Raw genomic sequence first — 19,950 nt, 5'->3', positions numbered from 1 at the left:
CATCTTACGGCGTGCCATGCATGCCGTAACCTCCGCAGATGCGGAGGGAAGCGCCAGAAAGCGGGAACCTATGGAACAGGGATGGACAACCGGCCTGCATGCCGGCGGCAGCCTGCCGCTGGCGCTGCATGCGTCATTCAGCGGCTGCCTGCTGGAACTGCACATGCTGGCACGGCACGCCCGGGAAGACGTGCTGGCGCGCGACGCCTTGCTGGCGTGGCGCCGGCTGGTGCCGTTCGATGCCGGCTGGTGGGGCGAAGTGACGAACGATCCGCCGCGCAACGTCGTGCACGGCAGTATCGGCCTGGCCGACTCGTTTGCCAGCGAGTGGAACGACGTGATTGCCGCATCCGATACGTTCGCACAGGGCTCCATGGCGCAGCCCGGCACGGTATTCCGCGCCAGCGGCGGCTACCGCGGGCCACCAGGCCCGATTGCGGACTTCATCGACCGCCACGGCCTGCAGGCGATCATGGCGATCACGGTGGACTTGCCCGGCAGTGGCGTGCAGTTCTTCATTGCGCTGTACCGCCGCGATCCGCACGATGGCTTTGCCGACATGGAAGGCGCATTGTTCGCCGAGTTCACCCGGCACCTCGTGCAATCGTGGCAATACCGGCTGGCGGACCTGCGCGTGGCGGGGCCGCTGGATACCCTGGCGCTGAGCGATGGGAGCGGCCGCCTGTGCCACGTGGGGCGGCAGATTGCCGACCTGCTGCGCCGGCATTGCGGGGCGTGGTGCGGCACGATGCTGCCGCCCGAGTTGATGGCGGCGCTGGATGGCGCGCCGCGCTGTATTCGTTTTGCCGGTGCGAGGTTATCGGTCGGACCGGCAGGCGATCTGGTCGCCATCAGGATGCTTTGCGGGCCGGGGCTGACGCCGCGCGAACTGAGTGCCGCACTGCTGTTTGCACAAGGCCTGTCTTATAAGGAAGTGGCACGCGCGCTGGGATTGTCGCCGGCGACGGTGCGTACGTACCTGAAGTCCGCTTACGCGGGCCTGCAGGTGACGAACAAGATAGAGCTGGTTACTGCGCTCAGGTTACATACCTGAGCATCCGCGCCGTAAGCGCGCCGTGAAGCGATCAGCGGCGACGTGCGTGGTGCGTTGGCGCTGGGCCACGCTTTTCAATATGACGGAACGTGATGCGACCTTTGTTCAGGTCATAAGGCGACATTTCCAGCGTCACGCGGTCACCTGCGATGATGCGGATATGGTTTTTCTTCATTTTGCCGGAGGTATAAGCGATCAACTTGTGACCGTTATCGAGATCGACGCGGAAGCGCATTTCCGGCAGGATTTCCGTGACGAGACCATTCATTTCGATCAGTTCTTCTTTAGCCATATTCCCTTTCGATTGGTGTCCGCAAAGGCGCGGACGGGTACTGCGGTCGGCTCGACGATCAACGAGCGATGGATGAAGGCGCCTGTGGAAGCGCAGGTTACCTAGATGAGGGCATCTCGAAGAAAAAAAAGCCCGCTTGCTGCGGGCTTCGTTTCAATGTGCTACCAATGCTTCCATCGCTGCTTCAGCCCATGCTATCTGCGTGGTGCGAAACTCCGGGGCGCCCGCGCTATCTGCACGGTGCGGCCGGCGTGTAATCCGACAAAGTGTGGAACGACAACCTGCAGGCGGCTTTTTTGGCCCGTCGCGTCACAGCTTTACACTTGCCTGTTCGCGTCGCCTGCTTCGGCCGGTTCGAATAAACTCACCGACAAACAAAGTATAGCATAAGTCTTTTGGTGCGGCGCACAAAATTATGCGAAGAAATTTGCTGCGGGCTTGGAGTGTTGCTTTTCCGCCTCGCCGCCGAGACGCGACGAGTGCTCCGGCACCGCATTCGTAATGGCACGCCGGCTGGCAGACAAGGCTAAACGCTGCCAGACCGGCTGGCGGCCGTGCGGCACCGATCGATTGTTTGAAGGACAATGTCTGTGCACGTGTCCAGTGCCTGAGTCCTGCCCTGCATGACACCGATTCCCTTCACCCGGAGAATACCGTGCCGATCAAGGTCATCGATGGTTACGAGGTCACATTTTCCGGCAAGGCGCTGGCGGGTACCAAGCAATGGGGCGCCTATGTGGCGATCGCCGTGCCCTCCGCCAACCCGATGCACATGACCCCCGTCTACAAGAAGCGGCGCGTTTCGGCGGACCTTGCCTTGATGGACCAGCAAGCCGCGGAGGCCGAAGCGGAACGCGTGGCCATGACGGTCCTCGATGACTTACGGTCCAGCCAGTAGCTGGCGCCACACGTCCAGCTTCTGCTCGAACGTCATCGCCATGTGTGCCGGCGAGCTCGACGGCAGCACGACGGTGCGGTAGCCGCGCGCGGCGAACTGCGGCGCGAACTTGCCGGAGGCCTGCCCATTGAACCCCACCGTTTCCAGCGCTGGGCACAGCTGGTGCAGCCGCTCGAAATCGTTGGCGGCGGGCTTGCGGATCGCCGAATCCAGGCTCCCTTCCCGCTCGCAGGCACCGAGGACGTCCCACAGGCCGATCCGGTGCGCCAGCAGCCGGGGCAAGCGCTCCGCATAGGGCAGCGAGTACAGGTCCTCGCCCACGAGCGCGCCGACCAGCCGCCAGAACTGGTTGCGCGGATGGGCGTAATACTGCTGCTGGGCCAGCGACACGGCGCCGGGGAAGCTGCCGAGGATCAGGATGCGGACCTGCGGATCGATCACCGGCGCCAGGCCGGTCAGGAGAGGTGGGGAAGCCATGCGCCGGATTGTAACGCCGCCTGCCAAATGCGCTCGACAAGAGGAACGCATGAAGCGTTATTCGACGGCCTGGTTTTCTGCTGGTGGGGCGACTTTGCGTGCCGGGCTTCGTGTCCCGGCGGTTCGGCATCACTTAGTGATGGCAGCGGCGATCATTACAATGGCGATGCCAGCCGCAGGATAGCCACGTGCTTCAGCGCACTGTCGCCACAGGCGATCAGGAAGCCCGTCAGCAGGGCGATATAACACAGCAGCGCGAGGACTTTCAAAGGCAATATCCAGTTCATGATGGCGTTTCCCGGCGTGGTGAGATCTGCCATCGTAATTGCGATTCTTGCAGCTTGGTTGCCGTCTGCATCCCGCTTGCGTCGACTCAAGTGGCGCGGGTGTCACAGCAACAGCCAACACTTGAAATTGCTCTAGGGCAAGGACAATCAAACGCCCTATACTGCCGGGATGCCTTCTCCCATCCTGTTCATCATCGCCTGCCTGATCTGGGGTTCCACGTTCTGGGCCATTACCCTGCAGCTGGGCGACGTGCCGCCGGCTGTCTCGGTGGTCTACCGTTTCGCGCTGGCGTCGGCCGTGCTGTTCGCCTGGTGCAAACTGCGCGGCGACAGCCTGCGCCTGTCCTGGCGCGCACAACGCTGGACCATCGTGCAAGGCTGCGCCACATTCGGCCTCAGCTACATCTGCACTTACACGTCCGAGCAATACCTCGTCTCGGCGCTGGTGGCCGTGCTGTTCGCGCTGATGGTGTTCTGGAATCCGATCCTGAACCGCATGATCCTCGGCACGCCGCTGTCATCGCGGACATGGGCGGCGGGCACCGTTTCCGTGCTGGGCGTGATCCTGTTGTTCTGGCAATCGATCGGCGGTGCCATGCGCGAGATCGTCGGGGGCGGCAATGGCCACTTCCTGCTGGGACTGATCCTGGCCCTGGTGGCCACGATCGCCAGCTCCATCGGCAACGTGCTGGTGGTGAAGGTGCGCGAACACGACAGCAACGTGCTGCTGACGATGGCCTGGGGCATGCTGTGGGGCACGCTGCTGGTGGCCGGCTGGGCGGTGGCAAACGGCCAGCCGTTCGTGCTGCCATCGTCCGCACGCTACTGGGGCGGCTTGCTGTACCTGTCGCTGTTCGGTTCCGTGATCGCGTTTGCCTGCTACTTCACGCTGATCCACCGGCTCGGCTCGGGGAAAGCCGTCTACATCGGTGTCGTCACGCCCGTGATCTCGGTGCTGCTGTCGATCCGCCTTGAAGATTTCCGCCCCGGCGTCGTCGAATGCCTGGGCATGCTGGTGTGCCTGGCCAGCGTGGCATGGGCGCTGAAAGGCCCCGCGCGCGCTTTGGCTCCGGCTTCGGCTCCCGCTATCATGGAGCCCGAACCCATCCTGCTGAAGAAAGCCTCATGACCGCACTGCACATCCGCCCTGCCGGCCCCGACGACGTGGCCCCGATTCTCGCGATGATCCGCGAACTGGCCGTCTTTGAAAAACTGGAACACATGGTCATTGCCGACGAGGCGATGCTGCACGATGCGCTGTTCGGCGCCCGGCCGCCATGCGAGGCGATCGTGGGCGAAGAAGGCAAGGGTGAGGAAGGGAGCGAAGTAGTGACGTTCGCGCTGTTCTTCCACAATTTCTCCACCTTCCTCGGCCGCAAGGGCCTCTACCTGGAAGACCTGTACGTGAAACAGAGCTGCCGTGGCCAGGGCCATGGCAAGCGCATGCTGTCGGCACTGGCCGCGCTGGCCGTCGAGCGCCAGTGCGGGCGCTTCGAATGGTCGGTGCTGGACTGGAATGCCAACGCCATCGCGTTCTATGAAAAGATGGGTGCCGACGTGCTGCCCGACTGGCGCATCTGCCGCGTTACGGGCGACGCGCTCACGGCGCTGGCCTTGAATCGGTAAGCGCTGAGCAAAAAAAACGCCACGCGGCACTTGGCGGCGTGGCAGGAACCCAGTTGTCAGTCGGGAGGGGAGATGAATCAACGGGTTCAATATAGTCCCGCGCTCCCGGCCGCGGCCCGGGCTTTTACAAATGCTTACGCCCCGTAGCAGAACACTTACTTCTTTCGCGCAACGACCAGGCGACGCTCGAGCAATTCGAACAAGCCCTGCGTCAGCAGCGCCAGCGCCGCGGCGGGCAAGGCGCCGGCCAGCAGCATCGTGTTGTCGTTCAGCGCCAGCCCGGTGGTGATCCGCTCGCCATAGCCGCCGGCGCCGATGAAGGCCGCGATGGTGGCGGTGCCCACGCTCATCACGGCCGCCGTTTTCACCCCTGCCAGGATCACCCGCAACGCCAGCGGCAGGTCGACGTGCCACAGGCGCTGGCGCGGCGTGAGTCCCAGGGCGAGCGCGGCCTGCCGCAGGCCGGGGGCGATGCCGAGGATGCCGGTGCACGTGTTGCGCACGATGGGCAGCAGCGCATAGACGAACAGCGCCACGAGTGCCGGCACGATGCCGATCGTGCCCAGCAGCGGGATCAGCATCGCCAGCAGGGCCAGCGACGGCACCGTCTGCAGCACGCCCGTCAGCGCCAGCACCGGTTGCCGCAGCCGCGGGCGCAGCGCGGCCAGCACGCCGAGGGGCACGCCGGCGATGCACGCCAGCAGCACGGACAGCGCCACGAGCATCACGTGCTGCCCCGTGAGCCGGGCGAGATCGGGGCCGAACAGCACGCCTGCCAGGGAGCGCGGGGTGGCGGCCGGCTGCGCCGCGTTGCCGCCCTGCCGCGCCAGCCAGCGCCGTGCCACGTCCGCAAACGACTGCCCTTCGAGTTCGGCGGCGGCGTTCATGCCGATCATGTCGCGCTCGCTGATCTTGCCTTCCAGTCCCCCGATGGCCCGCCATGCCTGCGGAAAGCGTGCCGCGGTATCGAGGCGGTACAGCAGCACCGCGTCATAACGGGGGAAGTAGGCGCGGTCGTCGCGCAGCACGGTCAGGCCGTAGCGGGCGATCTTGGCGTCGGTCGAGTAAATGTCGATGACGTCGACCTGCCGCGCCGCCAAGGCCTCGTAGGCGATGCCGTGGTCGAGGCCGCGCGGCTGCTGCGGCAGGCCATAGCGGCCTGCCAGGCCGGGCCAGCCATCCGTGCGGCCGATGAATTCGTGCGACAGCCCGAAACGCAATTCGGGATGGCGCGCCAGTTCGGACACCGTGCCAAGGCCCGCATCGCCGCGCACGGCCAGCGCATAGGTATTGTTGAAGCCCAGCGGCACGGCGATGCCGAACCCCATCTTCGCCAGTTCGCCACGTATCTGTTCCAGGCTCGATGGCTGCGCATGTTTCAGGATCTCCTGGTCGATCGTGCCGACATATTCCGGATACAGGTCGATGCTGCCATTCTTGAGCGCCGCCAGCACGATGGCCGTGTTGCCGAGCCCCTGCCGGTGTTCGACCTTGACGTGCGGCGCGGCGGTCTGCGCCACCACTTCGGCCAGGATGTAGGATTCCGTAAAGCGCTTCGAGCCGATGCGCAGCGTGCCGTCGTCTGCACGGGCGAACGAAGAGCACACCAGCAGCGCGGCTGCCAGCGCGGCAAGGAACGCCGCCCTCACCCGCGCCCTCACCCGTCTATCTGCGGCACGCGCCACACCCCATTATTGACGACCGCCGCGCAGGGATTGAAGCCGATCGCATAGCACAGGTCCGCCGGCCGGGCGATGCGCCACAGCGCGAAGTCGGCGCGTTTGCCCACTTCGAGTGTGCCGACCTCGCCATGCAGCCCCAGCGCGCGGGCGGCGCAGGCGGTGGCGCCCAGCAGCGCCTCGCGCGGCGTGAGCCGCCACAACGTGCAAGCCATGTTCAGCGCCAGCAGCAGCGACGTCATCGGTGACGTGCCGGGATTGCAGTCGGTGGCGACCGCCATCGGCACGCCGGCGGCGCGCAGCGCGGCCACCGGCGGTGGCGTGGTATCGCGCAGGAAGTAATAAGCACCCGGCAGCAGCACGGCAACGGTGCCGCTGGCCGCCATCGCGGCGATGCCGGCATCGGTCAGGTGCTCCAGGTGGTCGGCGGACAAGCCGCCGAAGCGCGCCACCAGCGCGGCGCCGCCCTGGTCCGACAATTGTTCGGCATGCAGTTTGACAGGCAGGCCGGCACGGCGGGATGCTTCGAACACGCGCTCCGTCTGCGCCGCCGTGAAGCCGATGCGCTCGCAGAACGCGTCCACCGCATCGACAAGCCCTGCGCCGGCCAGTTCGGGAATCATCGCGCACACGGCATCGATATAAGCGTCGGCACGCCCCGCATGGTCCGGCGGCAACGCATGCGCGCCCAGGAACGTGGTGGCAACGCGCACCGGCAGCACACCGGCAACGCGCCGCGCCACGCGCAGCATCTTCGCTTCGGTTGCCAGGTCGAGGCCATAGCCGGACTTGATTTCCAGCGTCGTCACGCCCTCGGCGAGCAGGCTGCGGATGCGCGGCAGGCTTTGCGCCAGCAGTTCATCCTCGCTGGCGGCGCGGGTGGCGCGCACGGTGGACATGATGCCGCCGCCCGCGCGGGCGATCTCCTCGTAGGTGGCGCCGTTCAGGCGCACTTCGAATTCATCGCTGCGGTTGCCGGCATGGACGATGTGCGTGTGGCAGTCGACCAGGCCCGGCGTGAGCCAGCAACCATGGCCATCGCGCTCCTCGGCGGCGCTGCCATGCGCCGCCGCTTCGGTTTCCGGTCCAAGCCAGGCGATGCGGCCATCGCGGACGGCGATCGCGCCGTCGTGAACGGCGCCATAGTCATTCGCATATCCTTCACCACCGGCCAGCGTGGCCAGGTGGACGTTCTTGATCAGCAGGTCCCATCCACTCATCGATCGCTCATTCCTCGTCGTCCTCGTCTTCCGGAATGATATCAACGATGTAGACCGTGGCCTGCGGCGCTTCCAGCACCCAGTTCTGTTCGCGGTCGAGCACGACCGCATCGTAGCGCACCATCGACATGCGTTCGCGCTCGCTGTGCACGGTCAGCGTGTCGCCCTCGGCGAAGAACAGCACTGTCAATGCGCTGCGCCGCTCCAGCTCCGCGTAGTCGCGGAACACGCGGCGCTCCACCTGGTGCGAGCAGCGGCCCCTTCGGGTCATCACATTGAAATCGACGGTGGGGTTGCCATCCACGGTGGCGGACACCGGCACTTCTCCGGGGAAAGCCACCACCGGTTCGCGGTCGGACAGCGCCACCTTGCGCTCGTTGCCCACGTCCAGCACCACGTTGCCGCCATCGACCAGCGACAGCGTGCGATCGACGCCGGGAAAAACCGAGAACGGGCCGCTCTGCGCGATCGTCGCCAGGCTGATGCGGAAGTCGAAGTCATCCAGCGTGGCGCCCGGTGGCGATGCGAGGATTTCGGTCGTGCACCCGCCGCCGTTCTTCCAGGGGGTCGGATGCAGGCTTGCATACTGTATCAGTGTCGTCATGATGGCAGCTCGCGCAGGTTGGCCAACGTTTCCTTGAAGCGCGCGGCGATTGCCGCCTGCGCCACGTGCTCCCGGCCGCGGACGACCCACTGCCCGCCGGCCAGCACATCCTTCACCAGGTTGTCGTTGCCGCTGAAGATGAAGCCGTTCAGCAGCTCGGGCGGCGCGGACACGTTCGGGTGCGCCTCGTCCAGTACCAGCAGGTCGGCCGCATGGGCCGGCGCCAGCGCGCCGACCTGCCTTCCCGCCGCCTGCGCGCCCCCTGCCAGGGCGGCGCGCCATAGATGGTCGCCAACGCGGCGCTCATCCGTTGTCACGGCGACGTTGCGCCGCTGTCCCGCCAGCCGCTGGCCATATTCGAGCCAGCGCAGTTCTTCCACCGGGCTGGTGGACACGTGGCTGTCGCTGCCGATGCCGAACCGGCCGCCCCGCGCCAGGAACGAGGCCAGCGGGAACAGCCCGTCACCCAGGTTCGCTTCCGTGGTGGGGCACAGCCCGGCAACGGCGCCACTGGTGGCAATGGCGCCCACTTCGCTATCGTCCACATGCGTGGCGTGAACGAGGCACCACTGCTCATCGACCGGCAGATTATCGTACAGGAACTGCACGGGGCGGCGCCCGTTTTGATCGATGCATTGCCGCACTTCGGCCTCCTGCTCGGCTATATGGAGGTGCACGGGCCGCCCCCGTGGCAATGCGCCCAGTACTTCACGGATCTGCGCTACAGACGCCGCCCGCAGCGAATGGGGTGCCATCCCCACTTCGACCATCGTGCCGCGCAACGGTTCCAGCGCATCGACGATCGCCAGCACATCGGCCGGCCCCGTGCGGAAACGCCGCTGCTCGTCGCGCAGCGGCGCCTCCCCGAAGCCGGCGAAACTGTAGAGCACCGGCAGCATCGTGATGCCGATGCCCGCGTAACGCGCGCCGGCGATCACGCGGCGGGCGGTCTCGGCCACGTCCGGATACCACGCGCCATCGGGCGCCCGGTGCACATAATGGAATTCGCAGACCGACGTGTAGCCATGCCGCAGGCACTCGGCGAACAGCTGCGCGGCGATGGCTTCCATCTGTTCCGGCGTGATGCCGAGGGCGAAGCGGTACATCAGGTCGCGCCACGTCCAGAAACTGTCGGGGCTGCCGCCCACCGCGCCGGCGATTTCCGTCAGGCCGGACAGCGCCCGCTGGAAACTGTGCGAATGCAGGTTGACCATGCCGGGCAGGACGTACGCCGCCTCCTCGACACCAGGCGGCCCGGCGGCATCCGGCGTCACGGCCGTGAGGCGGCCATCGGCGCCCCATTCCAATAGCACGTCGCGCCGCCACCCTTCCGGCAACAGCGCGTGGCGTGCGAACAGGGCATTCACGCCGTGCCCCCCTTACCTGCCCAGCCGGCCGCCGCGGCCAGCATGCGCCGCAGCAGCGGCTGCACCTGCCCCGCCAGGTCCGGGCGATAGCCGAACGGCGCCGGGTCATCCGCGCTTTCATTCATATAGGTGCTCTGGCACATTTCCAGCTGCAAGGCGTGCACGCCCGCGTCCGGCCGGCCGTACGTGCGCGTGATGTGGCCGCCCTTGAAGCGGCCGTTGATGGCGATCGTGTAATGGCCGTCCTCCTGCGCGATGCCGGTGACGCGCTCCGTGAGCGCCGGATCGCAGCTGGCGCCATCGGCGCTGCCGAAATTCAGGTCCGGCAGCTTGCCTTCGAAAAAGCGCAGCACGACCGATGCGATCGAATGCGCTTCCCACAGCACGACCCTGCCGTGCACGTGCAACAGCCGGTCCAGTTCGGCGCGCAACTGGTCATGGTACGGCTGCCAGTACAGCGCCAGGCGGCGCCGCACTTCCCCTTCATCCGGTGCGCGCCCCGGCTGGTACAGCGGTTCGCGGGCAAAGGTGTCGAGCGGGCACAGGCCGGTGGTGTCCTGCCCGGGATACAGGTTGGCGTTGTCCGCCGGGCGGTTCAGGTCGATCACGTAGCGCGACCAGTGCGCCGCCAGGGTGGAGGCGCCCAGTTCGCGGGCGAAGCCGTACAGCTCGCGCAGGTGCCAGTCCGTGTCGGCCTTGCGCAGCGCCGCCGGTGTCATCGTGGCGGCGATATCGGCCGGAATGCCGGTGCCCGCGTGTGGCATCGAGATCAGCAGCGGGAGCGTGCCGGCTTCAAAAGCAAAGTCCATCTGGCCTCCTCAGGGGTGCAGCGGCTTGAACAGCTGGCGGCAGTCGGCGGACAGGTCGCCGTCCAGCACCATCCGCTTGGCCGCCTCGATATCGGGCGCGAAGTAACGGTCGGCATCGAAGAACGGCACGCGCCGGCGCAACTGCGCGTGCACGTGCTCCAGGTGCGGCGACGTCTTCAGGGGCCGGTGGAAGTCGATGCCCTGCGCCGCCGCGAGCAGCTCGATGCCGACGATCGCCGCGGTATTGTGCGCCATCTCGTCGAGCCGGCGCGCCGCGAAGGTGGCCATGCTCACATGGTCTTCCTGGTTGGCGGACGTGGGCAGGCTGTCCACGCTGGCCGGATGCGCCAGCGACTTGTTTTCGGAAGCCAGCGCCGCCGCCGTCACGTGCGCGATCATGAAGCCGGAATTGACGCCCGGTTCGCGCACCAGGAACGGCGGCAGGCCGGACAGGGTCGCGTCGATCAGCAGCGCGATGCGGCGTTCGGCGATGCTGCCGATTTCCGCGATGGCCAGCGCCAGCGTGTCGGCCGCGAAGGCTACCGGCTCGGCATGGAAATTACCGCCCGAAACGATGGTCACGTCGTCTCCCTCCCTGAACAGCAGCGGGTTGTCGGTGACGGCGTTCGCCTCGATCAGCAGCGTGCGGGTGGCGTTCGCGATCAGGTCCATGCAGGCGCCCATCACCTGCGGCTGGCAGCGCAGGCAGTAAGGGTCCTGCACGCGTTCGTCGCCCAGCAGGTGCGAGGCGCGGATCGCGCTGCCCGTCACCAGCTGCCGGTAGATGGCCGCGGCGGCGATCTGGCCCGGCTGGCCGCGCACTTCGTGCACGCGGGCGTCGAACGGCGCGTCGCTGCCCTTGGCGGCGTCCAGCGACAGCGATCCGGTGACCATGCCCGCCTCCAGCAGCCGCTCGGCCATGAACAGGCCGTGCAGCGCCAGCGCCGTGGAGGCCTGGGTGCCGTTGATCAGCGCCAGTCCTTCCTTCGGCGCCAGCACCACGGGCGCGATACCGGCCGCGGCCAGCGCGTCGAGCGCTTCCATCAGCTCGCCCTTCACGCGCACCTGGCCCACGCCCAGCAGCGCCAGCGTCATGTGCGCCAGCGGTGCCAGGTCGCCCGAGGCGCCCACCGAGCCCTTGACCGGGATGGCCGGCACGATGCCGGCGTTGTACAGGGCGATCAGCGTATCGATGACGACGGCGCGGATACCGGAAAAGCCGCGCGCCAGGCTGCCGATTTTCGTCAGCATCAGCAGGCGCACCACATGGTCCGCCATCAGCTCGCCGGTACCGACGGAGTGCGACAGGATCAGGTTGCGCTGGAGCTGCTCGAGCTGGCCGTCCGGAATGCGGGTCTTTGCCAGCAGGCCGAAGCCGGTATTGATGCCATAGGCCGCTTCGCCTTTTTGCACGATCGCCTGCACGGCGCGGGCGGACGCATCGATGTCCGCATACGCTTCGGGCGCCAGGGCGATGGGGCCGTGCGCCGCCCAGGCGGCACGCAGGTCGGACAAGGACAATTTTCCGGGATGGAGGGTCAGGGTCATCTGCATTTCCTTTACTTCACCATCGGCAGGTTCAGGCCGTTGCGCTGCGCGCAGGCAATCGCGGTTTCATACCCGGCATCGGCATGGCGCATCACGCCCGAGCCGCTGTCGTTGACGAGCACCCGTGCGAGCCGCTGTGCCGCCGCCTCGGTGCCATCGGCCACGATGACGACGCCGGCATGCTGCGAGTATCCCATGCCCACGCCGCCGCCATGGTGCAGCGATACCCACGTGGCGCCGCCGGCCGTGTTCAGCAACGCGTTCAGCAACGGCCAGTCGGACACGGCATCGCTGCCATCCTTCATGCTTTCCGTTTCGCGATTCGGGCTGGCGACGGAGCCCGTGTCGAGGTGGTCGCGGCCGATGACGATGGGCGCCTTCAGTTCGCCGTTCTTCACCATATCGTTGAAGGCCAGGCCGGCGATGTGGCGCTCGCCCAGGCCCAGCCAGCAGATCCGCGCGGGCAGGCCCTGGAAGGCGATGCGTTCGCGCGCCATGTCGAGCCAGCGGTGCACGTTGGCGTGGTGCGGGAACAGTTCCTTGATCTTGGCATCGGTTTTATAAATGTCTTCCGGGTCGCCGGACAGGGCCACCCACCGGAACGGCCCGCGGCCCTCGCAGAACTGCGGCCGGATATAGGCCGGCACGAAGCCGGGGAAGTCGAACGCGTTTTTTATCCCCTCGTCGAGCGCCACCTGGCGGATGTTGTTGCCGTAGTCGACCACCTGGGCGCCCAGCGCCTGGAAGTCCAGCATCGCCGCCACGTGCACGGCGCATGACGCGGCGGCGGCGGCTTTCAGTTCGCCTTGGCGCGCCGGTTCGGCGCGCGCCGCCTGCCAGTCGGCCACGCTCCAGCCCTGCGGCAGGTAGCCGTTGATCAGGTCATGCGCGGACGTCTGGTCGGTGACGAGGTCGGGCACCATGCCGCCGTCGCGGGCGCGCCGCACCAGTTCGGGCAGCACGTCGGCGGCATTGCCGAGCAGGCCGATCGAGATCGCCTCGCCCTTTTCCTTGTGCTGGCGCACCATCGCCAGCGCTTCGTCGATGGAGGCGGCCTGCTTGTCCAGGTAGCGGGTGCGCAGGCGGAAATCGATGCTGGCCTGCTGGCACTCGACGGTGAGCGACACGGCACCGGCCATCGTGGCGGCCAGCGGCTGCGCGCCGCCCATGCCGCCGAGGCCGGCGGTCAGGATCCACCGGCCGGCCATGGTGCCGCCGAAATGCTGGCGGCCCGCTTCGGCGAACGTTTCATAGGTGCCCTGCACGATGCCCTGCGTGCCGATATAGATCCAGCTGCCGGCCGTCATCTGGCCATACATGAACAGGCCCTGGCGATCGAGTTCGTTGAAGTGCTCCCAGTTGGCCCATTTCGGCACGAGGTTCGAATTGGCGATCAGCACGCGCGGCGCATCGGCATGGGTGCGGAACACGCCGACGGGCTTGCCGGACTGGACCAGCAGCGTTTCTTCCTCGCCCAGGTTCCTCAGCGCTGCCAGGATCGCATCGAAGCATTCCCAGTTGCGCGCGGCGCGGCCGATGCCGCCGTAGACGACCAGCGCCTGCGGATTCTCGGCCACTTCCTTGTCGAGGTTATTCTGGATCATCCGGTACGCCGCCTCGGCGCCCCAGGTCTTGCAGGTCTTGTCCGGGCCGCGCGGGGCGCGGATGTCGCGGGTGGGATCGAAGCGCGGGTCGCTCATGGCGTCTCCTGTGAGGATGGCTGATCCTCACAGCATAGGTTGTCTATACAACCTGGTCAAATTGTTTTTATCGCTATTCCGGCGTGGCGCGGATGAAATCGATGAATGCCTGCAGCGGCGCGGGCACGAGGCGCCGGCCGGGGTAATACAGGAACGGCCCGGAAAACCCGGGCCACCACGGCTCCAGCACGGGCACCAGTTCGCCACGCGCAAAGTACGGTGCCAGCCAGTCCTCGAACAGGTAGACGATGCCGGCGCCGGCCACGGCCGATGCGACGGCGAGGTCCGCCCCCGCCCCCAGTCGCACGCGCAGTGGCCCTTGCGGGTCGACGCGCACCGTTTCGCCGTCGCGGGCGAATTCCCACTGCACGCTGGCGCCGGCAGCGAAATACCCGGCCAGGCATGCGTGCCGCAGCAGTTCGCCGGGGTGGCCGGGCTGGCCATGGCGCTCCAGATAGGCCGGCGACGCGGCGGCGGCGAAGCGCTGCAGGCGCGGGCCGATGGGCACCGCGATCATGTCCTGCTCGAGCCGCTCCTCGTAGCGGATACCGGCGTCGAAGCCGGCGGCCAGCATGTCGACGAAGCTGTCCTCGACGGCGACATCGACCACGATGTCCGGATAAGCGGCCAGGAAGCGCGGCACGATGGCCGGCAGCACCAGCCGCGCCGCGGCCTGCGGCACGTTCAGGCGCAGCGTGCCCGTGGGCCGGTCGCGGAAGGCGTTGACCACGTCGAGCGCGGACTGCACTTCGTTCAGCGCAGGGGCCAGCCGGTCGAGCAGGCTGCGGCCCGCTTCCGTGGGTACCACGCTGCGCGTGGTACGGTTCAGCAGGCGTACCCCGAGCCGCGCTTCCAGGCGCCGCACCGCCTCGCTCAAGCCGGATGCACTGAGGCCCGCCACTCGCGCGGCGTCGCGGAACCCACCGACCCGCGCCACCGTGACAAAGGCATTCAAATCACCGAGATCCACCTTCATCATCGCCTCATTGTTCGTTTTTTCGTACAACCCATGCACACTTTACCGGATTGTCGCGCGGTCGAAGCGCTCCTATCCTTGCTGCATCACCAAACAAGGAGAGCAAGATGTCGACAACCACGAACAACACGCACACCACCTGGCAACTCGGCGACCGCACGGTCAGGCGGCTCGGCTACGGCGCCATGCAACTGGCCGGGCCGGGCGTGTTCGGCCCGCCAAAGGACCCCGAGGCGGCCCGCGCCGTGCTGCGCGCCGCGGTGGCGGGCGGTGTCGACCACATCGACACGTCGGATTTCTATGGGCCGCACGTCACCAACCAGCTGATTCGCGAGGCCTTGCACCCCTATCAGGACAACCTCACCATCGTGACGAAGATCGGCGCGCGCCGCGACGGCCAGGGCAACTGGCTGCCGGCATTGTCGCGGGAAGAGCTGACGGCGGCCGTGCACGACAACCTGCGCAACCTGGGCCTGGCATCGCTGGACGTGGTGAACCTGCGGGCCATGTTCAGCGTGCACGGCCCGGCCGAAGGGTCGCTGGAAGAACCGCTGGCCGTGCTGGCCGGCCTGCGCGAGCAGGGCCTGGTGCGCCATATCGGCCTGAGCAACGTGACGGCTGCCCAGGTGCGCGAGGCGCGCCGCATGGTGCCGATCGCCTGTGTGCAGAACCACTACAACCTCGTGCACCGTGGCGACGATGCGCTGATCGACACGCTGGCGGCCGACGGCATCGCCTACGTGCCCTTCTTCCCGCTCGGCGGTTTCTCGCCACTGCAATCAGACACGCTGTCGCAGGTAGCGGCGCGCCTCGAGTCGACCCCGATGGCGGTGGCGATCGCGTGGCTGCTGCAACGGTCGCCGAACATCCTCGTGATTCCCGGCACGTCGTCCGTGGCCCACCTGCGACAGAACCTCGCCGCCGCATCGCTGGTGCTCCCGGCGGACGCGGTGGCGGAACTGGACGGCATCGCCGCTATCGCTTGAACACCTGCCTGCCGCCCACCCACGTTTCCAGCACGCCGATCCGGCCGATCTCCGCCGGCGGCACCGCGAACAGGTCGCGGTCCGTGACGATGAAATCGGCCCACTTGCCCGGCTCCAGCGAGCCGAGCACGTCTTCCTGCCGTGCCGCGTAGGCCGCGTCCAGCGTGAAGCAGCGCAGCGCCTCCTTCACCGTCATGGCCTGTTCCCGGTACCAGCCTTGCGCGGGCCGGCCCTGCATGTCCTGCCGCGTGACGGCGGCATGCATGCCCTGGAACGGGTTCGGCGACTCGATCGGGAAATCGGAACCGCAGGCGATGCGCGACCCCTGCTTCAGGAACGTGCGCCACGCATAGGCACCGGCGATGCGCGCCTTGCCCACGCGCTGCTCGGCCATGTTGTGGTCGGACGTGGCGTGCGTGGGCTGCATCGACGGAATGATGTCCAGTTGCGCGAAGCGCGGGATGTCGGCCGGCGCCACCACCTGCGCGTGCTCGATGCGGTGGCGCAGCCCCGCAGCGGGATACTGCTTCAGCAGCGCCGCGTAGCCGTCGAGGATTTGGCGGTTGCCGGCGTCGCCGATCGCATGCACGTTGACCTGGTAGCCGGCCTTCATCGCCTTTGCCATCCTGGCGCGCATCGCCGCGTCGTCATAGAACAGCAGGCCATGCGTGTGCGGCGCGTCGCTGTAGGGCTGGATCAGGGCCGCGCCCCGGCTGCCCAGCGCGCCGTCGGCGAACAGCTTCACGGACGACAGCGCGTACAGGTCGTTCGCATAGCTTTTGAGCGGGCCTTTCACTGCCAGCTGGTCGAAATCTGCCGCGGTATCGCCGATCATCGCGTAGACGCGGGTGGTCAGCTTGCCCGCGTCCGCATAGGCGCGATACAGCCTGTCCGCGCCGACCCCGATACCGGCATCGTGCACGCTCGTCAGCCCCATGCCCTTGAGCATCGCCAGTGCGCCATCGAGGGCGGCGCGCGATTCGGCCTCGGTCGGCCGCGGCAGCACCCGGTTCACGAGATCCATCGCCGCGTCGACGAGGATGCCGGTCGCATTGCCCTGCGCATCGCGCTCGATCTTGCCGCCTGCCGGATCTCGTGTTTCCTTCGTGATACCGGCCAGCGCCAGCGCACGGCTGTTGACCCACGCGGCATGGCCGTCGACGCGGCGCATCAGCGCGGGGCGGTCCGCCACAGCCGCATCGAGTTCTTTCGCAGTGGGAAAGCGGCCCAGTTTCCATGTCTCCTGGTTCCAGCCGTTGCCGACCACCCAGCCGCGCTGCGGATTGGCGCCCGCGAATCCGGCAACCGCCTTCACGGCGCCATCGAGGCTGGTGGCGCTGTACAGCTCCACGCCCGTGGCGATCTCGCCCAGGCCGAACACGTGGCCATGGGCATCGACCAGGCCGGGCAGCACCGTCTTGCCCCCGACGTCGACGTGGGTGAAGCCGGGTGCCTTCGCCGCCACCTCGCGCGCCGTGCCGACGGCGACAATGCGGCCGTTTGCATCGAAGGCGAGCGACGCGAAGCGCACCAGCCGGTCGCCGGCCACCAGCGTGTAGCCGTTGGCGTTGTCGATCACGGTGCCGGGGGCGGCGTGGGCCTGGGCAGCCAGGACAAGAGAGGTGGAGACAAGCGCAGTCGAGACAAGTGCGGAAAGGGGGAGCAGGCGCATGGAGATCCTTTCGGGTACGAAAGGCATCGAGTGTAGCGAAACGGCTACGCTGCGTCGTGGAAAATGATGCCGAGCGTGTGCCGCTGCCCGCTGCGCAGCCGCGATACCCCGTGCCGCATGTTGACGCGATAGATGCCGCGCGTGCCGTTCACGGGCCGGTGATGTACGGGAAAGATCACGCCGTCGCCCTGCGCCAGGGGCACGACCTCGGCGCGCGACTGAATGCGCGGCCGCTGTTCCGTCAGCACGAACTCGCCGCCCGTGAAATCGGCGCCGGGCCGCGACAGCAGCACCGCGGCCTGCAGCGGGAACACGTGCGCGCCATACAGGTCCTGGTGCAGGCAGTTGTAGTCGCCCTCGCCGTAGCGCAGCAGCAGCGGCGTGGGCCGTTCCTGGCCGGCCGCATGGCAGCGCGCCAGATAGTCGGCATGCCGCGGCGGATAGCGCTCGTCGATGCCGAGCGCCGCATGCCAGCGGTCCGCGATCGCGGCCAGCGGGCCGTACAGCGATTCCCGCACCTGGTGCACGAGGTCCGGCAGCGGGTAGCGGAAATACTGGTACTCGCCGCGGCCGAAGCCGTGGCGCGCCATCACGATGCGGCTGCGGAACAGGCCGGCGTCATCGTAGGCGTTCGCCAGTTGCGCGCACTGCGCGGGTGCCAGCAGGCCGGGTACGCGGGCGCAGCCGAAGGCATTCAGCTCTTCCTCGACGCGCTGCCAGTCGACGTTCACTTGCCCCCCTCGCGCGCGGTCTCCCTTTGCAGCAGCGCTTCCTTGCGCTCGACGCCCCAGCGGTAGCCGGAAATCGTGCCATCGTTGCGTACCACGCGGTGGCAGGGAATCGCCACGGCGATCGCATTGGCGGCACAGGCGCCGGCCACGGCGCGGACACTTTTCGGTGCCCCGACCATCGCCGCCAGTTCCGTGTAGCTCACCTTGCGCCCGGCGGGAATCGTGCGCAGGGCCTGCCACACGCGCTGCTGGAATGCCGTGCCGCGCACGTCCAGCGGCAGGTCGAGCCCCGTTTCCGGCGCCTCGACCAGGCCGATCACCTGCGCCACCACGGCTTCGTAGTCGGGCTCGGCGCCCACCAGTTCCGCATTCGGAAAGCGGTCCTGCAGGTCGCGCGCCAGCGCGCCGGGATCGTCGCCCATCAGGATCGCGCAAATGCCCACATCGGTGCTGGCCACGAGGATCGCACCCAGCGAGCACTGGGCGATGGCAAAGCGGATCGTGGCGCCGCTGCCGCCGCGGCGAAACGCGGTCGGCGTCATGCCCAGCGATGCGCGCGACGTGGCATAGAAGCGGCCGCTCGAGTTGTAGCCGGCGGCGTAGACCGCTTCCGTGACCGACGGCTGCTGCGCGAGGCCGGCCAGGTTGTCGTGCACGCGCTGCTTGCGCCGCGCCGCCGCATAGGCCTTCGGCGTGATCCCCGTCTGTGCCTTGAAGATACGATGCAGGTGGAAGCGGCTGATGCCGCTCGCCGCGGCCAGCGTGGCCAGGTCGGGCTCCTCCTCCGCCGCATCGATCTGCCGGCACACTTCGGCCACGAGCGCGGCGTGGCGTTCGGCCAGCGGCGGCCCGTCGGGCTTGCAACGAAGGCAAGGCCGGAAGCCGGCGCGCTCGGCTTCGAGGGTGCTGGTATGGAAGGCGACATTGGCCCGCAGCGCCGGCCGGGCGCCGCACGACGGCCGGCAATAGACGCCGGTGGTGCGCACCGAATAGAAGAACCGGCCGTCGGCGGTCGGGTCGCGCCGCTGCACGGCGGCCCAGCGCGCATCGTCGCTGCCGTACGCCGTTTCCTCGGCGCGCTGGCCGCCATTCTTGAAGGTGGGGTCGAAAGTGGTGTCCATGGCCTGCTCCAGTGTGCATTGTATGCCGTCATGGTAGGCACTGCCCGTTCCGCCGGCACCCCGGCGCTTGCTTTCGAATTCCTTGCCTTGGGCTTCATTCAGGGCCTAGAATGCCGCGACCCATGGCGCAGCAGAGGAGCAGGAAATTTGGAAGCACCGCACGATGCAGCAGGCACGCCCATTTTCCAGCGCATCAAGGATTTCCTGGTGGCGCAGATCGCCGCCGGGCACTGGAAGGAAGGCGACGTGATTCCTTCCGAACAGGCACTGGTGAAACAGTTCGGCGTGTCGCGCATGACCGTCAACCGCGCCGTACGCGAGCTGACGGCCGAAGCCGTGCTGACGCGCCGCCAGGGCTCGGGCACCTTCGTGGCGCCGCAGAAGGTACAGGCCACGCTGCTGGAAATCCGCAGCATCGCCGACGAGATCCGTGCGCGCGGCCACACGCACCGCAGCACCTTGCAGCGGCTCGACCAGATGCCCGCCCACGAACTGCTGGCCAAGGGGTTCGAAGTGACTGCCGGGCATATCCTGTTCCATTCGATCATCGTCCATTACGAGAACGGCGTGCCGATCCAGGTCGAGGACCGCTGGGTCAACCCGCAGGTGGTGCCCGATTACCTGGCGCAGGATTTCACCCGCGTCACGCCCAGCGAATACCTGCTGGCGACGGCGCCCCTGCAGGCCGCGACGTACAGCCTGGAAGCGCTGGCCGCGCCGCGCGACATTGCCGACATGCTGGCCATGGATGCGCGCCAGCCCTGCCTCGTGCTGCGGCGGCGCACGCGCTCGGCGGGCAAGGTGGCATCGCTCGTGACGATGTGGCACCCCGGCCACCGCTACCAGTTCGCGGGCAGCGTGACGACCGGCGCGCACGCCTGAGCACGCTGGCCGTTGTATAGT

At 67.5% G+C, this 19,950-nt stretch carries 20 protein-coding genes; 6 read left to right on the top strand and 14 right to left on the bottom strand.

What is annotated here, in order from left to right; translation table 11 throughout:
* The first annotated feature begins 70 nt into the window (after positions 1–70).
* Positions 71–1,054 carry a helix-turn-helix transcriptional regulator gene (locus tag EWM63_RS16310; RefSeq protein ID WP_130187480.1) on the top strand — a complete coding sequence of 328 codons (984 nt, stop codon included), beginning with the start codon at positions 71–73 and terminating at the stop codon, positions 1,052–1,054.
* Between the two features lie 31 nt (positions 1,055–1,085).
* Here EWM63_RS16310 and infA read toward each other — a convergent pair whose 3' ends face one another.
* Entirely contained in the window at positions 1,086–1,346 is a 261-nt protein-coding gene (gene infA / locus EWM63_RS16305; protein WP_130187479.1) for a translation initiation factor IF-1, read from the bottom strand.
* A gap of 655 nt (positions 1,347–2,001) precedes the next feature.
* Between infA and EWM63_RS16300 the strand changes: the two genes are divergently transcribed.
* Positions 2,002–2,244: a hypothetical protein gene (locus tag EWM63_RS16300; RefSeq protein ID WP_130187478.1), complete on the top strand. Its 243-nt coding sequence runs from the start codon at positions 2,002–2,004 to the stop codon at positions 2,242–2,244.
* On the opposite strand, the gene EWM63_RS16295 is transcribed toward EWM63_RS16300, so the two are convergent.
* Together EWM63_RS16295 and EWM63_RS31825 are read right to left on the bottom strand one after the other, a co-directional pair.
* Positions 2,227–2,721 carry a DNA-deoxyinosine glycosylase gene (locus tag EWM63_RS16295; protein WP_130187477.1) on the bottom strand — a complete coding sequence of 165 codons (495 nt, stop codon included), beginning with the start codon at positions 2,719–2,721 and terminating at the stop codon, positions 2,227–2,229. The genes EWM63_RS16300 and EWM63_RS16295 overlap by 18 nt on opposite strands.
* Positions 2,722–2,876: 155 nt before the next feature.
* Positions 2,877–3,041: a hypothetical protein gene (locus EWM63_RS31825; protein ID WP_165390843.1), complete on the bottom strand. Its 165-nt coding sequence runs from the start codon at positions 3,039–3,041 to the stop codon at positions 2,877–2,879.
* A 136-nt stretch (positions 3,042–3,177) separates the two neighbouring features.
* On the opposite strand from EWM63_RS31825, the gene EWM63_RS16290 reads away from it, so the two are divergent.
* A complete protein-coding gene (locus EWM63_RS16290; protein ID WP_130187476.1) occupies positions 3,178–4,137 on the top strand; it encodes a DMT family transporter in 960 nt (319 codons plus the stop codon).
* Positions 4,134–4,634: a GNAT family N-acetyltransferase gene (locus EWM63_RS16285; protein ID WP_130187475.1), complete on the top strand. Its 501-nt coding sequence runs from the start codon at positions 4,134–4,136 to the stop codon at positions 4,632–4,634. The genes EWM63_RS16290 and EWM63_RS16285 overlap by 4 nt, the downstream gene beginning before the upstream one ends.
* A 155-nt stretch (positions 4,635–4,789) precedes the next feature.
* Here EWM63_RS16285 and EWM63_RS16280 read toward each other — a convergent pair whose 3' ends face one another.
* From EWM63_RS16280 to EWM63_RS16245, 8 genes are all read right to left on the bottom strand, one after another.
* Positions 4,790–6,283: an ABC transporter permease/substrate-binding protein gene (locus EWM63_RS16280; RefSeq protein WP_207221102.1), complete on the bottom strand. Its 1,494-nt coding sequence runs from the start codon at positions 6,281–6,283 to the stop codon at positions 4,790–4,792.
* Between the two features lie 8 nt (positions 6,284–6,291).
* A complete protein-coding gene (hutI, locus tag EWM63_RS16275) occupies positions 6,292–7,533 on the bottom strand; it encodes an imidazolonepropionase (protein ID WP_130187474.1) in 1,242 nt (413 codons plus the stop codon).
* Between the two features lie 7 nt (positions 7,534–7,540).
* A complete protein-coding gene (locus tag EWM63_RS16270) occupies positions 7,541–8,137 on the bottom strand; it encodes a HutD/Ves family protein (RefSeq protein ID WP_130187473.1) in 597 nt (198 codons plus the stop codon).
* Positions 8,134–9,504 (bottom strand): formimidoylglutamate deiminase, encoded by a 1,371-nt coding sequence (locus tag EWM63_RS16265; RefSeq protein WP_130187472.1) that lies wholly within the window; start codon positions 9,502–9,504, stop codon positions 8,134–8,136. The genes EWM63_RS16270 and EWM63_RS16265 overlap by 4 nt, the downstream gene beginning before the upstream one ends.
* Positions 9,501–10,313: an N-formylglutamate deformylase gene (gene hutG, locus EWM63_RS16260; protein WP_130187471.1), complete on the bottom strand. Its 813-nt coding sequence runs from the start codon at positions 10,311–10,313 to the stop codon at positions 9,501–9,503. The genes EWM63_RS16265 and hutG overlap by 4 nt, the downstream gene beginning before the upstream one ends.
* A gap of 9 nt (positions 10,314–10,322) precedes the next feature.
* Positions 10,323–11,867 carry a histidine ammonia-lyase gene (gene hutH, locus EWM63_RS16255; protein ID WP_130187470.1) on the bottom strand — a complete coding sequence of 515 codons (1,545 nt, stop codon included), beginning with the start codon at positions 11,865–11,867 and terminating at the stop codon, positions 10,323–10,325.
* Positions 11,868–11,872: 5 nt separating this feature from the next.
* Positions 11,873–13,561: a urocanate hydratase gene (gene hutU / locus EWM63_RS16250; protein WP_130187469.1), complete on the bottom strand. Its 1,689-nt coding sequence runs from the start codon at positions 13,559–13,561 to the stop codon at positions 11,873–11,875.
* A 73-nt stretch (positions 13,562–13,634) separates the two neighbouring features.
* Entirely contained in the window at positions 13,635–14,537 is a 903-nt protein-coding gene (locus EWM63_RS16245; protein ID WP_130190414.1) for a LysR family transcriptional regulator, read from the bottom strand.
* Between the two features lie 107 nt (positions 14,538–14,644).
* On the opposite strand from EWM63_RS16245, the gene EWM63_RS16240 reads away from it, so the two are divergent.
* The gene (locus tag EWM63_RS16240; protein WP_130187468.1) at positions 14,645–15,523 is read left to right on the top strand and encodes an aldo/keto reductase family oxidoreductase; all 879 of its coding nucleotides are present in this window, start codon (positions 14,645–14,647) and stop codon (positions 15,521–15,523) included.
* Here EWM63_RS16240 and EWM63_RS16235 read toward each other — a convergent pair.
* Genes EWM63_RS16235 through ada form a run of 3 tightly spaced genes read right to left on the bottom strand, consistent with a single transcriptional unit; the run spans position 15,513 to position 19,047 of the window.
* Positions 15,513–17,195 (bottom strand): amidohydrolase, encoded by a 1,683-nt coding sequence (locus EWM63_RS16235; RefSeq protein ID WP_130187467.1) that lies wholly within the window; start codon positions 17,193–17,195, stop codon positions 15,513–15,515. The genes EWM63_RS16240 and EWM63_RS16235 overlap by 11 nt on opposite strands.
* Before the next feature lie 44 nt (positions 17,196–17,239).
* The gene (locus EWM63_RS16230; RefSeq protein WP_165390842.1) at positions 17,240–17,926 is read right to left on the bottom strand and encodes a 2OG-Fe(II) oxygenase; all 687 of its coding nucleotides are present in this window, start codon (positions 17,924–17,926) and stop codon (positions 17,240–17,242) included.
* Complete coding sequence (ada, locus tag EWM63_RS16225; RefSeq protein ID WP_130187466.1) at positions 17,923–19,047, bottom strand: bifunctional DNA-binding transcriptional regulator/O6-methylguanine-DNA methyltransferase Ada; 1,125 nt, start codon at positions 19,045–19,047, stop codon at positions 17,923–17,925. Before ada ends, EWM63_RS16230 begins: the two co-directional genes overlap by 4 nt.
* 147 nt (positions 19,048–19,194) lie before the next feature.
* On the opposite strand from ada, the gene hutC reads away from it, so the two are divergent.
* Positions 19,195–19,929 carry a histidine utilization transcriptional repressor HutC gene (gene hutC, locus EWM63_RS16220; protein WP_229487312.1) on the top strand — a complete coding sequence of 245 codons (735 nt, stop codon included), beginning with the start codon at positions 19,195–19,197 and terminating at the stop codon, positions 19,927–19,929.
* Positions 19,930–19,950: the final 21 nt, after the last annotated feature.

The organism is Pseudoduganella lutea, assembly GCF_004209755.1.
Taxonomy (GTDB): Bacteria; Pseudomonadota; Gammaproteobacteria; order Burkholderiales; family Burkholderiaceae_D; genus Rugamonas; species Rugamonas lutea.
This window is presented reverse-complemented; position numbering and strand designations above follow the sequence as displayed.